This is a genomic window from Agromyces sp. NPDC055520 (genome assembly GCF_053619715.1).
Map to the genome: position 1 here is coordinate 1 of NZ_JBSHJY010000010.1, position 12,474 is coordinate 12,474.

General features: G+C 71.5%; 13 protein-coding genes. 7 read left to right on the forward strand and 6 right to left on the reverse strand.

What is annotated here, in order from left to right:
* Positions 1–100 precede the first annotated feature (100 nt).
* The 3 genes from ACWGST_RS06565 to ACWGST_RS06575 form a co-directional block, all read right to left on the reverse strand.
* Entirely contained in the window at positions 101–310 is a 210-nt protein-coding gene (locus tag ACWGST_RS06565; protein ID WP_452045857.1) for a hypothetical protein, read from the reverse strand.
* Positions 310–1,002, reverse strand: a complete 693-nt coding sequence (locus ACWGST_RS06570; protein ID WP_452045858.1) for an ArsR/SmtB family transcription factor — start codon at positions 1,000–1,002, stop codon at positions 310–312. The genes ACWGST_RS06565 and ACWGST_RS06570 overlap by 1 nt, the downstream gene beginning before the upstream one ends.
* 100 nt (positions 1,003–1,102) lie before the next feature.
* Entirely contained in the window at positions 1,103–1,561 is a 459-nt protein-coding gene (locus ACWGST_RS06575) for an Lrp/AsnC family transcriptional regulator (protein ID WP_452045859.1), read from the reverse strand.
* A gap of 166 nt (positions 1,562–1,727) precedes the next feature.
* Between ACWGST_RS06575 and pdhA the strand changes: the two genes are divergently transcribed.
* From pdhA to ACWGST_RS06595, 4 genes are all read left to right on the forward strand, one after another.
* The gene (gene pdhA, locus ACWGST_RS06580) at positions 1,728–2,864 is read left to right on the forward strand and encodes a pyruvate dehydrogenase (acetyl-transferring) E1 component subunit alpha (protein WP_452045860.1); all 1,137 of its coding nucleotides are present in this window, start codon (positions 1,728–1,730) and stop codon (positions 2,862–2,864) included.
* Positions 2,861–3,871, forward strand: a complete 1,011-nt coding sequence (locus tag ACWGST_RS06585) for an alpha-ketoacid dehydrogenase subunit beta (protein ID WP_452045861.1) — start codon at positions 2,861–2,863, stop codon at positions 3,869–3,871. The genes pdhA and ACWGST_RS06585 overlap by 4 nt, the downstream gene beginning before the upstream one ends.
* Before the next feature lie 2 nt (positions 3,872–3,873).
* Positions 3,874–5,313 carry a dihydrolipoamide acetyltransferase family protein gene (locus tag ACWGST_RS06590; RefSeq protein ID WP_452045862.1) on the forward strand — a complete coding sequence of 480 codons (1,440 nt, stop codon included), beginning with the start codon at positions 3,874–3,876 and terminating at the stop codon, positions 5,311–5,313.
* A 133-nt stretch (positions 5,314–5,446) separates the two neighbouring features.
* Positions 5,447–5,806 carry a 4a-hydroxytetrahydrobiopterin dehydratase gene (locus ACWGST_RS06595; protein WP_452045863.1) on the forward strand — a complete coding sequence of 120 codons (360 nt, stop codon included), beginning with the start codon at positions 5,447–5,449 and terminating at the stop codon, positions 5,804–5,806.
* A 90-nt stretch (positions 5,807–5,896) separates the two neighbouring features.
* Here the strand turns inward: ACWGST_RS06595 and ACWGST_RS06600 are convergent, their stop codons facing one another.
* Together ACWGST_RS06600 and ACWGST_RS06605 are read right to left on the reverse strand one after the other, a co-directional pair.
* Entirely contained in the window at positions 5,897–6,379 is a 483-nt protein-coding gene (locus ACWGST_RS06600) for a GNAT family N-acetyltransferase (protein WP_452045864.1), read from the reverse strand.
* Entirely contained in the window at positions 6,358–7,038 is a 681-nt protein-coding gene (locus ACWGST_RS06605; protein ID WP_452045865.1) for a TetR/AcrR family transcriptional regulator, read from the reverse strand. Before ACWGST_RS06605 ends, ACWGST_RS06600 begins: the two co-directional genes overlap by 22 nt.
* A gap of 104 nt (positions 7,039–7,142) precedes the next feature.
* On the opposite strand from ACWGST_RS06605, the gene ACWGST_RS06610 reads away from it, so the two are divergent.
* Complete coding sequence (locus tag ACWGST_RS06610) at positions 7,143–8,750, forward strand: carboxyl transferase domain-containing protein (RefSeq protein ID WP_452045938.1); 1,608 nt, start codon at positions 7,143–7,145, stop codon at positions 8,748–8,750.
* 62 nt (positions 8,751–8,812) lie between these two features.
* Here ACWGST_RS06610 and ACWGST_RS06615 read toward each other — a convergent pair whose 3' ends face one another.
* Positions 8,813–9,538, reverse strand: a complete 726-nt coding sequence (locus ACWGST_RS06615) for an MBL fold metallo-hydrolase (RefSeq protein ID WP_452045866.1) — start codon at positions 9,536–9,538, stop codon at positions 8,813–8,815.
* A gap of 114 nt (positions 9,539–9,652) precedes the next feature.
* On the opposite strand from ACWGST_RS06615, the gene ACWGST_RS06620 reads away from it, so the two are divergent.
* Together ACWGST_RS06620 and ACWGST_RS06625 are read left to right on the forward strand one after the other, a co-directional pair.
* A complete protein-coding gene (locus ACWGST_RS06620; protein ID WP_452045867.1) occupies positions 9,653–10,291 on the forward strand; it encodes a TetR/AcrR family transcriptional regulator in 639 nt (212 codons plus the stop codon).
* 143 nt (positions 10,292–10,434) lie between these two features.
* A complete protein-coding gene (locus tag ACWGST_RS06625; RefSeq protein WP_452045939.1) occupies positions 10,435–12,465 on the forward strand; it encodes an acetyl/propionyl/methylcrotonyl-CoA carboxylase subunit alpha in 2,031 nt (676 codons plus the stop codon).
* The last annotated feature ends 9 nt before the right edge of the window (positions 12,466–12,474 follow it).

Genomic DNA, 12,474 nt, shown 5'->3' on the forward strand with positions numbered 1-12,474 from the left:
TCGTAGCACAGCGGATGCCCCGTGGCCGATCGATCGGCCACGGGGCATCCGTCGTTGGTGGCGGGCGTCGTGACGCGCCGGCCGCTGCCGCCCGCGCTGCTCAGAGCGGGAGGAAGCCGGCGCTTCGGTGCAGTGCGTCGCGCTCGGCGAGCGCCGCTTCGGCAGTGGCGCGGGCCTCGATGCGGCGCTGCAGCCGGTCGCGGTCGTTGCGTCGCGCTTCGCGTTGCAGGCCCCAGCTCGCGAGGCCGAGGCCGCTGCGCACCGCCCAGCCTGAGAGGAGGCGGGCGTCGGGGGAGAGGAGCGTGGTCATCATTCCTCCTTCGGAGAGGTGTCGTTCGTTCGAGAGGTGTCGTTCGTTCGGGCGGTGTCGCCGGTCGGCTCGCCGCGCACGAGCGGAAAGGCGTTGACGTGGATCTGCACCGGCCGCGAACCCGGCGTCGGCGTGCGCTTGTACGCGTCGATGTACTTCTTCAGCACCAGGTCGATGTCGACGACGAGCCCGTGCAACTGTTCGGGCGTGAGACGCAGGTTGATCGTGTCGGAGGTCGCGATGTCGAGCCACTCGGCGCCGAAGACGTGCTCGCCCTCGGCGACGAACTCGCGGAAGTTCTGCTCGCGGCCGCGGAACCACTCGTCTTCGACGAGTTTCACCGCGAGCCGGTCGGCGCTGCCCGGCGGCAGCGATCGGGCATCGGGGATCGCGATGGAGCCGGGCGTGCGCTCCCACCAGCGCTCGCGGCCCTTGCCCTTCGTCGTGTCTTCGCGCACGAGACCGGCGCGCTCGAGCTGCCGCAAGTGGTAGCTCGTCGAGCCGCTCGACTCGCCGAGCCGCTCGCCGAGCCCGCTCGCGGTGAGGGGGCCGTACGCCGACAGTTCGTCGTAGATGCGCACCCGCAGTGGATGCGCGAGGGACTTGAGGCTCGCGGCGGGCAGCACGTGGTCGATGCCGGGGTGGCGGCTGCTGCTCGGCTCAGCCGTGAGGTCGGGGTTCGAGGTTGCCATGTTGCAAAGATACCGCTGCAAAAGAATCTTTGCAAGGGTTTGTTTGCAAGGGTTTGTTTGCATGTCCCGGGCCGGCTGTTCAGCTGGCGGTGACCGTGCCTCAGCGCGCGAGCAGCGGCGCGAGCCGGTAGGGGATGAGCTCGCCCATCGCGAGCGAGGTCTCGGTGCGCTCGACGCCCTCGATCGCGAGGATCTCGCCGTCGATGCGGAAGAGGTCGTGGGCGTCGCGGCAGACGACCCGGACGAGCAGGTCGAACGCGCCCGAGAGCCCGTGCGCCTGGATCACCTCGGGGATGCGCGCGATCTCGTCGACGACCTCGCCGAGCAGCTTCTGGCGCACATGCACCGAGATGAAGGCCTCGATCGGGTAGCCGAGCGGCGCAGGGTCCATGCTGCGCTCGAACGAGAGGAACGCACCTGACGCCTCGAGGCGGGACATGCGCGCCTGCACCGTGTTGCGCGAGAGGCCGAGGCGATCTGCCAGCGCCACCACGGTCGCCCTCGGGTCGGGGGCGAGCGCCGTGAGGAGCGCCTTGTCGACAGCGTCGTAGCCGGTCATAACGCCAGACGATAGCACGGGCACGGTGGTCGCAACCATGCAACATGCTCAACGTGATTCAGCATGGTTGAGCTGTGTGCGAGATCGACGTACGCTCAGGGTATCCGGCAGTGACGCCGGGCGCGGGCAGCCCACGAAGCGAGCCCGCCGACAGCGAGGATCGACGATGACACCATCCGACCGAGACGCCACCGCACTTCTCACCCCGCGCGAAGTGACGACGCCCGACGAATTCATACAACTCGTGACCCCAACGGGCGAGCGCCGTGCCAACGCCGAGTTCGACCCCTGGATCGCCGACATCGACCTCGGTGCGCTCGGCCGCCTGTACCGCGACATGACGATCGTGCGTCGCATCGATGCAGAGGCCACGGCCCTGCAGCGCCAGGGCGAACTCGGCCTCTGGCCGCCGCTCGCCGGCCAGGAGGCCGCGCAGATCGGCTCGGCGCGCGCGCTTCGCGACGACGACTTCATCTTCTCGAGCTACCGCGAGCACGCACTGGCCTGGGTTCGCGGCGTCGAGCCCGCCGAACTGCTCTCGGTCTGGCGCGGCAGCGCGGCCTCGGGCTGGAACCCGTTCGAGCACGGCATGGCCGTGCCGCAGATCATCATCGGTGCACAGGCGCTGCACGCCACCGGTTACGCCATGGGGCTCGCCTGGGAGGGGTCGGATGCTGCGGCCATCGCCTACTTCGGCGACGGCGCGACGAGCGAGGGCGACGTCAACGAAGCGCTCGTCTTCGCCGCGAGCTTCGACGCCCCGGTCGTCTTCTTCTGCCAGAACAACCAGTGGGCGATCTCGGAACCCGTGGGCCTGCAGTCGAAACAGCACCTCGCGCGCCGGGCCGACGGCTTCGGCATGCCGGGCGTGCGCGTCGACGGCAACGACGTGCTCGCGGTGATGGCGGCCACCCGCATCGCCCTCGAGCGCGCCCGTCGCGGCGAGGGTCCGACGTTCATCGAGGCGGTCACGTACCGCATGGGGCCGCACACGACGGCCGACGACCCGAAGCGCTACCGCACCGACGACGAACTCGCCGAGTGGCGCGAACGCGACCCGCTCGCGCGAGTACTCGCGTTGCTCGAGGCATCCGGTGTCGACGTCGCCGGCCTCGAACGCGAGGTCGGCGCCGAAGCCGACCGCGCGGCCGCCGAGCTTCGCGCCGCGCTCACGACGATCGCCGACCCCGAGGCGATGACCGTTTTCGACCACGTCTACGCCGAGCCCAACAGCCACCTCGACCGCCAGCGCGAGCACTACGCGCGCTACCTCGCCATGTTCGACGACGGAGGCGCGCGATGACCACGCTCACCCTCGCGAAGTCGCTCAACGCCGGGCTCCGGCGCGCCCTCGCCGGCGACGACAAGGTCGTGCTCATGGGCGAGGACATCGGCACCCTCGGCGGTGTCTTCCGCGTCACCGACGGGCTGAAGGCCGAGTTCGGCGCGAACCGCGTCGTCGACACCCCGCTCTCGGAAGCGGGAATCGTCGGCACCGCCGTCGGGCTCGCGTACCGCGGGTTCCGGCCCGTGATCGAGATCCAGTTCGACGGGTTCATCTACCCCGGCTTCGACCAGATCGTCGCGCAGGTCGCGAAGCTGCACTACCGTTCGCGCGGCAATGTGCGCATGCCGATCACGATCCGCGTGCCGTTCGGCGGCGGCATCGGCGCGGCCGAGCACCACTCGGAGTCGCCCGAGGCGTACTTCGCGCACACCGCGGGCCTCCGCGTCGTCGCCTGCTCGAACCCCGCCGACGCGTACGTCATGATCCAGCAGGCGATCGCGAGCGACGACCCCGTGCTGTTCTTCGAGCCGAAGCGCCGCTATCACGTCAAGGGCGAGGTCGACGAGACGCTGAGCCTCGCCGATGCCCGGCCCATGGGCGTCGCGACGACCGTGACGACGGGCACCGACGTGACCCTCGTCACCTACGGTGCGCTCGTGCAGACGGCGCGCGACGTCGCGACCGCGGCCGCCGAAGAAGGAGTGTCGATCGAGGTCATCGACCTGCGCTCGCTCGCGCCGGTCGACTACGCCACCATCGAGGCCTCCGTGCGCCGCACGGGCCGGCTCGTCATCACGCATGAGGCCGGGCAACAGGGCGGAGTCGGCGCCGAGCTCGCCGCCTCGATCACCGAGCGCTGCTTCGAGTTCCTCGAGGCCGCCCCGGTTCGCGTCACCGGGCATGACATCCCCTACCCGCCCGCGAAGCTCGAGCGGCATCACCTGCCCGACCTCGACCGCATCCTCGACGGGGTCGACCGTGTGCTCGGCCGGCCGAACTCGCTGAGCGGAGTGGAGGCGTGAGCATGATCCGCGACTTCCCGCTGCCCGACCTCGGCGAGGGGCTCACCGAGTCCGAACTCGTCGCCTGGCGCGTCGCCGTCGGCGATCGCGTCGAGCTCAACCAGATCATCGCCGACGTCGAGACGGCCAAGGCCGTCGTCGAGTTGCCCTCGCCGTACGCGGGCGTCATCACGGCGCTGCACGCGGCCGAGGGCGAGACGATCGACGTCGGCGCACCGTTGTTCTCCTGCGACACCGGCGAAGCGGATGCCTCGGGGCCCGCGTCGATCGCGGCGGCGGCGGCTGCGGCTGCGGTGCAGGCTGCGCCGTCTGCCGCCGGATCCGCGTCGGCTGCGCCGGCTCCGGCGGCGCCGGGCACCGATACGGATGTCGCGGCCGAGGCGGCGCCCGGGCCGAACCTCGTGGGCTACGGCGCGGCCGCCGAGACCGGGCCGAAGCGTCGTGCACGTCGTTCATCGCTCGTCGCCGACCTCGTTCCGGCGGTTCTCGAGACGTCGCGCGACGAGCCTGCGGCGCCGTCGCGCACCGAGCGACCTCGCTCGACCCCGCCCGTGCGCAAGCTCGCACGCGACCTCGGTCTCGACCTCGAAGCCATCGACGGCAGCGGCGAGCGCGGCCTGATCACTCGCGACGACGTCGAGCGCGCGGCATCCGCTCACCTGATGTCGACGGCGATGCCGCAGGCGATGCCGGTGCCCGACGACGTGTCGTCGCTCACCGCCCCCAGCCGTGCTGAGACGCCCGCCGAGACGCGGATCCCGATCAAGGGAGTGCGCAAGCACACCGCCGCGGCGATGGTGCGGAGCGCGTTCACCGCGCCGCACGTGACCGAGTTCCTGACCGTCGACGTGACGGCCACGATGGAGCTGCTGCGCGGGCTTCGCGACGATCGCGAGTTCGCGGGGCGCAAGGTGACGCCGCTCACCGTCGTCGCGAAGGCCGTGTGCCTCGCTGCCCGGCGCACGCCCGAGGTCAACTCGAGGTGGGACGAAGCGGCGCAGGAGATCGTACGATTCGGCGGTGTGAACCTCGGCATCGCCGCCGCGACCGAGCGCGGGCTCGTGGTGCCGAACGTGAAGGGCGCCGAGCACATGTCGCTCGGCGAACTCGCCGATGCGATCGCCGCGCTCGCCGAGACCGCGCGGGCCGGGCGCACGAGCCCTGCCGACCTCGCGGGCGGCACGATCTCGATCACGAACATCGGGGTCTTCGGCATCGATGCGGGCACGCCGATCCTGAATCCCGGGGAGGCGGCGATCCTCGCGATGGGCGCCGTACGCCGTCAGCCGTGGGAGCACCGTGGCGAGGTCGCGCTTCGCGAGGTCATGACCCTCAGCCTGTCGTTCGACCACCGGCTCGTCGACGGCGCGCAGGGGTCGCGGTTCCTCGCCGATGTGGGCGCGATCCTGAGGGAGCCCGGGCGAGCGCTCACCATGATGTGAAGCGCGCCTCGATGTGAGGCGCACGCGTCAGGCGCACGCGTCAGGCGCACGCGTGGGGCGCGCGTCGGCGTCAGGCGCCGCGTCGGCGTGAGTGCCGGTGGCGGCATCGGCCGCTCGGCGGGAGGATGGCAGCATGAACGCACGCAGCATCCTCTCGCCGGGCGAGACCGCCGACGAACTCGCGGGCACGGCCTTCAGGCACGACGGCGATCGACTCGTCGGGGCCTTCTCGACTGCAGACTTCGCGAGCGCCGTGCGCCTGCTCGACGCGGTCGCGGTGGTCGCCGACGACATGAACCACCACCCCGACGTGACGCTCGGCTGGGGCCGCATCGGGTTCGAGCTGAGCTCGCACGACGTCGGCGGCGTCACCTCGCGCGACCTCGCGCTCGCAGCCCGCATCACCGACCTCGCCGGGCAGCAGGGCGCGCACCCCGCCACCCACGTTGCGCGTTCAGGGGATTCCGGCGGCACGCCGAACGCCGGGACGTGACCGGCGGCGTGTCGCCGGAATCCCCTGAACGGGCAACACCCACGTCGAACACGTCGCGTCGCGAAACCCGGGTCGGGGCGGCGCGTGGGGTCAGTCGAGCGAGTAGAGACGTTCCTCGATCTCGGCGCCGCGCGCGTTGGCGAAGCTCGTAACGGCGGCGACCTGACGGAACCCGAGTCGCTCGAGCACGGCGATCGACGCCGCGTTGTCGGCCGCGACGCGCGCGCGAAGCGGCCGCTGCGGCAGGGAGTCCACGAAGAGACGGGCGGCGCGCGTGGCGATGCCCTCACCCCAGCGCGCCGGGTCGATCCAGTAGGTGATCTCGGCCACTCCGTCGTCGAACCACCGGGCGACGCTGCCCACGATCACGCCGTCGGCGCGCACGGTTCGGGCGTCGACCGTGGGGTCGGCGAAGAGCCGTCGCCAGTGGGCGTCGAACATCGCGCGATCGCTCGGGTCGGCCCGAGTGAACGCGGCCATGCGAACGGCGGTCGGGTCCTGCTCGAATCCGAACAGTGCGTCGAGATCGCCCGCGCGGGTCGCGCGCAGGGTCACGACATGAGGCTCGCCCATGTCATTTCCTCCAGGATGCCGCGGACGGTGCCGTCGGCGGGTCTGCGCCCAGGGATGCGGGCGCTGTGCGGAGTGGAGTTCAGGAGACCGAAGGCGGCGTGTGCCCGGATCCTGAGCTCCGTCTCGGCCCGATCGGGCCGAAGTCTGTGGAGGGTGTCGACCCAGTGTTCGACGTACTGACGCTGCAGCAGGCGCACCTCGTGCCGGGCGCCGAGGTCGAGCTGCTCGAGTTCGCGGTCTTGCACGAGGATCACGTCGGCGTCGCCGAGTGCGAAGCCGACATGGAACGCGATGAGTTCGCGAAGTGCAGAGGCGGGGTCGGATGTCGCGGCGAGCACCTGCTCGGCACCGGCGAGCAGCGTGCGGCTCGCGCCCTGGAGGATCGCGGCGAGCACTGCGGCCTTGCCCGGGAAGTGGCGGTAGACGGCGGGGCCGCTGACGCCGACGGCCGCGCCGAGGTCTTCGATCGTGACACCGGCGTAGCCGCGCTGCGCGAAGAGCGTCGCAGCCGCGGCGAGGATCGCCTCGCGGCGGTCGGCCTTCTGCCGGCTGCGCTCGGTCGCGGTCGCGGTCGCAGTCGAAGTCGGAACCGCAGCTGCGGGCGCAGTGGCAGGCGCCGCTTCAGGTGCAGTCGCGGCCGCGGTCGGAGTGGTTGCCATCTCGGTTAATGCTCGCTAACATTTGGAATCGAGTTAGTGCACACTAACCGAAATCCTGCGCCGGCCACAAGTGGGCGCGCCGTCGACGAAGACTGGTGGAACGCATGTCCATCCTGCAGACGAGCATCGACTCGAACGGCGATGCCGCGCGCACCAACACCGAGGCGCACGCCGTGCTCGTCGCCGAGCTGCGCGAGCGCCTCGCCGCCGCGGCACAGGGCGGCCCCGAGGCATCCAGAGACCGTCACGTCGCGCGCGGAAAGCTGCTGCCGCGCGACCGGGTCGACCGCCTGCTCGACGAGGGCAGCCCGTTCCTCGAGCTCTCGCCGCTCGCCGCCGAAGGACTCTACGGCGGCGATTCGCCGGGTGCCGGCATCATCACCGGCGTCGGCCTCGTGCACGGGCGCCCCGTGCTCGTCGTCTGCAACGACGCGACCGTCAAGGGCGGCACCTACTACCCGATGACGGTGAAGAAGCACCTGCGCGCGCAAGAGGTCGCGAAGGAGCAGCGCCTGCCGTGCATCTACCTCGTCGACTCGGGCGGCGCGTTCCTGCCGCTGCAAGACGAGGTGTTCCCCGACCGCGAGCACTTCGGCCGCATCTTCTTCAACCAGGCCCAGCTCTCGTCGATGCGCATCCCGCAGCTCGCGGCCGTGCTCGGTTCGTGCACGGCCGGCGGCGCCTACGTGCCCGCGATGAGCGACGAGAGCGTGATCGTGCGCGATCAGGGCACGATCTTCCTCGGCGGCCCGCCGCTCGTGAAGGCCGCGATCGGCGAGGTCGTCACGCCCGAAGAGCTCGGCGGCGGCGAGTTGCACTCCAAGGTCTCGGGCGTCACCGACCACCTCGCCGAAGACGACGAGCACGCCCTCGAACTCGTGCGCGACATGGTCGCGACCCTGCCCGAGCCGTTGCCGCGGGCGTGGGCCGTGCGCGAGCCTCGGCTGCCGGCCGTCGACCCGTCGACGCTCACCGCAGCGGTGCCGGTCGACGTGCAACAGCCCTACGACGTGCGCGAGGTCATCGCGCGCCTCGTCGACGGCAGCGAGTTCGCCGAATTCAAGCGCGAGTACGGCGACACGCTCGTGACGGGCTTCGCCCACATCGACGGTCACCCGGTCGGTATCGTCGCCAACAACGGCGTGCTCTTCTCCGAGTCGGCGATGAAGGGCGCACACTTCATCGAACTCTGCGACCAGCGCGGCATCCCGCTGCTGTTCCTGCAGAACATCTCGGGCTTCATGGTCGGCCGCGACGCCGAGGCGGGCGGCATCGCCAAGCACGGCGCGAAGATGGTCACCGCGGTCGCGACGACGCGGGTGCCGAAGTTCACGGTCGTCATCGGCGGCTCGTTCGGCGCCGGCAACTATTCGATGTGCGGGCGGGCGTACTCGCCCAGGTTCCTCTGGATGTGGCCGAACGCCCGCATCTCGGTGATGGGCGGCGAGCAGGCGGCATCCGTGCTCTCGACCGTCAAGCGCGACCAGCTCGCCGTCAGGGGCGAAGAGTGGTCGGATGCCGCGGAGCAGGCGTTCAAGGACCCGATCCGCGCCCAGTACGACGACCAGGGCAGCCCGTACCACTCGACCGCACGGCTCTGGGACGACGGCATCATCGCTCCCGAAGACACGCGCACGGTGCTCGCCCTCGCGCTCGAGCTCGCGAGCCGCACGCCGCTGCCCGAGCCGGCGTTCGGGCTGTTCCGCATGTAGCGTGCTCCGTCCAGCGCTCGAGTCGCCCATCTTGTACAGAATCGGGCGACTCGAGGGTGTGTCTATGAACCGGATGCCGCGGCCGCACGTTCGACCTCGCGGATCGCCTCGTCGACCCCTCGGTTCCAGGGCATGCCGTGGCCCGGCAGCACCCAGGTGACTCCGAGTCCCTCGAGTCGGCGTAGTGATGCGAGCGCCTCGGCGGGGTCGTCGGTGAACGGCGCGGGCTGCGGACCGGTCGCGCCGGTCAGCACATGGCGGGTGGTGAGGGCGTCGCCGACGAAGACGGCGTCGGCGACCGGCACGTGGATCGCGATGCTGCCGGGGGAGTGGCCCGGCATCGAGATTACGCGCGGGGCGCCCGGCAGGTCGAGCACGTCGCCATCGTTGACCGGCACGACCTCGGTCAGCGGGGTCGTGCGCAGGCCGTTGCGAGTGAGCGCGTACCAGAGGAACGTCGCAGTCGCCCCGAGCCGCATGCGGCCCCACTCGGGCGTCGACGTCTCCTCGCCGCGAGCTCGCGCGGCGTCGGCCGTGTGCACGAAGACGGGCACGCCGTGGTCGCGCCGCAGTCGCTCGGCGAAGCCGATGTGGTCGGAGTCGCCGTGCGTGAGCACGACCCCGCGGACGTCGTCGAGCGAGCGGCCCATCGCGGCGAGCTCGGCGGTGAGCTCCTTCCACTGCCCGGCGAGCCCGGCGTCGATGACGGTGACGCCATCGGGGGTGTCGACGAGGTAGACCGCGACGATGTCGGAGCCGATGCGGTGGAGGGAGGGGCCGAGCTTCATGATTGCCTCGCTTGCGGTGAAGGTGGTGCCGATCCTGGCGCTGATGGCTATGCTACATAGCCATCATGGCTATGCGCAATAGCCTAGAGTCGAATGATCGAAAGGAGTCCGCCGATGCCGACACCGGAACGAACCTCGCTCGAAGCGATCCTGGCCGCGGGGAGCGCGATCCTCGAAGAAGGCGGGCTCGGCGGGCTCACGATGCAGGCCGTCGCCGACCGGGTCGGCGTTCGAGCCCCGTCGCTCTACAAGCGCGTGCGCGACCGCAGTGACCTCGTGCGGCTGATCGCCGCGTCATCGGTCGCAGAGCTCGGGCAGCGCCTCGACAGCGAGCGCCTCGACAGCGAGCGGCTCGACGCCGAGCGGCTCGACACCGAGCGGCTCCCCATCGCAAGCGTCGCGGGCGGCGAGGGGTCGGATGCGGCGGTCGCCGAGATCGCCCGTCTCGCCCGCGTCGTGCGGGCGTTCGCGCATGAACGGCCGGCGGCGTACCGGCTCGTCTTCGCGTCGGGATCGGAGTCGGGCCTCGACATCGAGGTGCTGCGCAGGGCAAGTGCGCCGCTGCTCGAGGTCGCCGCCGAGCTCGCGGGCCCCGATCACGCCCTCGATGCGGCCCGTACGCTCACGGCCTGGGTCACCGGCTTCATCAGCATGGAGCTCTCGGGGGCGTTCCGCCTGGGCGGCGACGTCGACCGGGCGTTCGACTTCGGCGTCGACCGCATCGCCGCGGCGCTCGCACCGCGCGCCGGGTGAACGGGCGTGCAGGGTGAACGGGCGTTCCGGTCGGGCGCGGGGGAGCACGCGCCCCCTTGTGATTTCAGTTAGCGCGCACTAACATCGAATCCGGTTAGTGCGTGTTAACTGAGTTCACGCACCTCGAGCGCAGGGAGGCGCGGATGGGCACGGTCGACGCCGACATCGATGCACGATCGCCGCGCCCGGCCGCTGCCTCTGCAGCATCCGCGCCCCGCCCGTTCGACCGGGTGCTCGTTGCGAACCGGGGCGAGATCGCCGTACGCGTCATCCGCACGCTCCGTCGTCTCGGCATCCGCTCGATCGCCGTCTTCTCCGACGCCGACGCCGACGCACCGCACGTGCGCCTCGCCGACGAGGCCGTGCGCATCGGGCCGGCCCCGGCCGCCGAGAGCTACCTCGACCCCGCGCGCATCATCGCGGCCGCGCGCGAGAGCGGCGCCGAGGCGATCCACCCGGGCTACGGGTTCCTCTCGGAGCACGCGGGCTTCGCCGAGGCGTGCCGCGACGCCGGTATCGTCTTCGTCGGCCCCGGTGTCGAGGCGCTCGAGGTCATGGGCGACAAGATCCGCGCGAAGCGCCACGTCGAGGCATCCGGTGTGCCGACGGTGCCCGGCGTCTCCGATCCCTCGCTCGACGACGCCGCGCTCGCCGCGGCCGGCGAGGCGGTGGGCTTTCCGCTGCTGGTCAAGCCGAGCGCCGGCGGCGGCGGCAAGGGCATGCAGATCGCCCGGAACGCGAGCGAACTCGCCGCGGCCATCCCCGCCGCCAGGCGGGTCGCGCTCGCCGCGTTCGGCGACGGCACGCTGCTGCTCGAGCGGCTCATCGAACGCCCGCGCCACATCGAGGTGCAGGTGCTCGCCGACGACTTCGGCGCGGTCATCCACCTCGGCGAGCGCGAGTGCTCGCTGCAGCGCCGCCACCAGAAGGTCATCGAAGAGGCGCCGTCGCCGCTCCTCGACGATGCGACCCGCGCCCGCATCGGGCGGGCGGCGTGCGACGCCGCGCGCAGCGTCGACTACCGCGGGGCGGGCACGGTCGAATTCCTGGTGTCGGATGCCGCGCCCGACGAGTTCTTCTTCATCGAGATGAACACCCGGCTGCAGGTCGAGCACCCCGTCACCGAGCTCGTGACCGGCGTCGACCTCGTCGAGCAGCAACTGCGGGTCGCGGCGGGGCAGCCCCTCGCGCTGCAGCAGGCCGATATCCAACTCACGGGCCACGCCATCGAGGCGCGCGTCTACGCCGAGAGCCCCGAGCGCGGCTTCCTGCCGTCGATCGGCGAACTGCTCGTGTGGCGCGAGGCGAGCGGCGACGGGGTGCGCGTCGACGGCGGCATCCGCTCGGGCCAGCAGATCACCGCCGACTACGACCCCATGCTCGCGAAGGTCATCGCGTACGGCGCCGACCGCGCCGAGGCGCTCGCCCGTCTCGACGCCGCGCTCGCGGACACCGTCGTGCTCGGCGTCGAGACGAACCTCGGGTTCCTGCGGCGCCTCATCGCCGACCCCGCCGTGCAGCGCGGCGACCTCGACACCGGCCTCATCGACCGCATGCCCGATCCCGAAGCCGATGCCGCGCCGCCCGCGGTGCTCGCCGCGGCCGCGGCGTTCCGCACGGCCGAGGCGATCGACGCCGCACGTGCCGCAGGCGCCCAGGCGTGGCAGACGGCACGGGGCTGGCGCCTCAGCCGGCCGACAGCACCCGAAACCGCCGCCGCCGTCACAGCCGACGCCGCCGCACTCGCCGCCGTCGCGACCGCCGCCGACGGCGCGCTCTGGCTGCACACGCCGTCGGGCATCTGGCGCGTTCCCGCCGCCGATCGACGCGCCGCCCTCGACGCACGACTCGCGATCATCGAACGCGGCGGACTCGCCGACCCCGAACTGCGCGCGCCCATGCCGGGCACCGTCACCGCGGTGCTCGTCGCCGACGGCGACACCGTCGAGCCGGGCGACGCCGTCGTCGCGATCGAGGCGATGAAGATGGAGCACCGCGTCACGGCGTCCGTCGCCGGCGTCGTGCGGCTCGCGGTCGCGGTGGGGAACCAGGTCTCCCGCGATCAGCCCGTCGCCCGCGTCGAACCGCAGCACGAGACATCCGTCACCCCTGTCATCGCATCGCCGAGCGCGCCTCACGAGGGCACCTTCGCGACCGCACCGCACCACGAATGAGGAGCATCA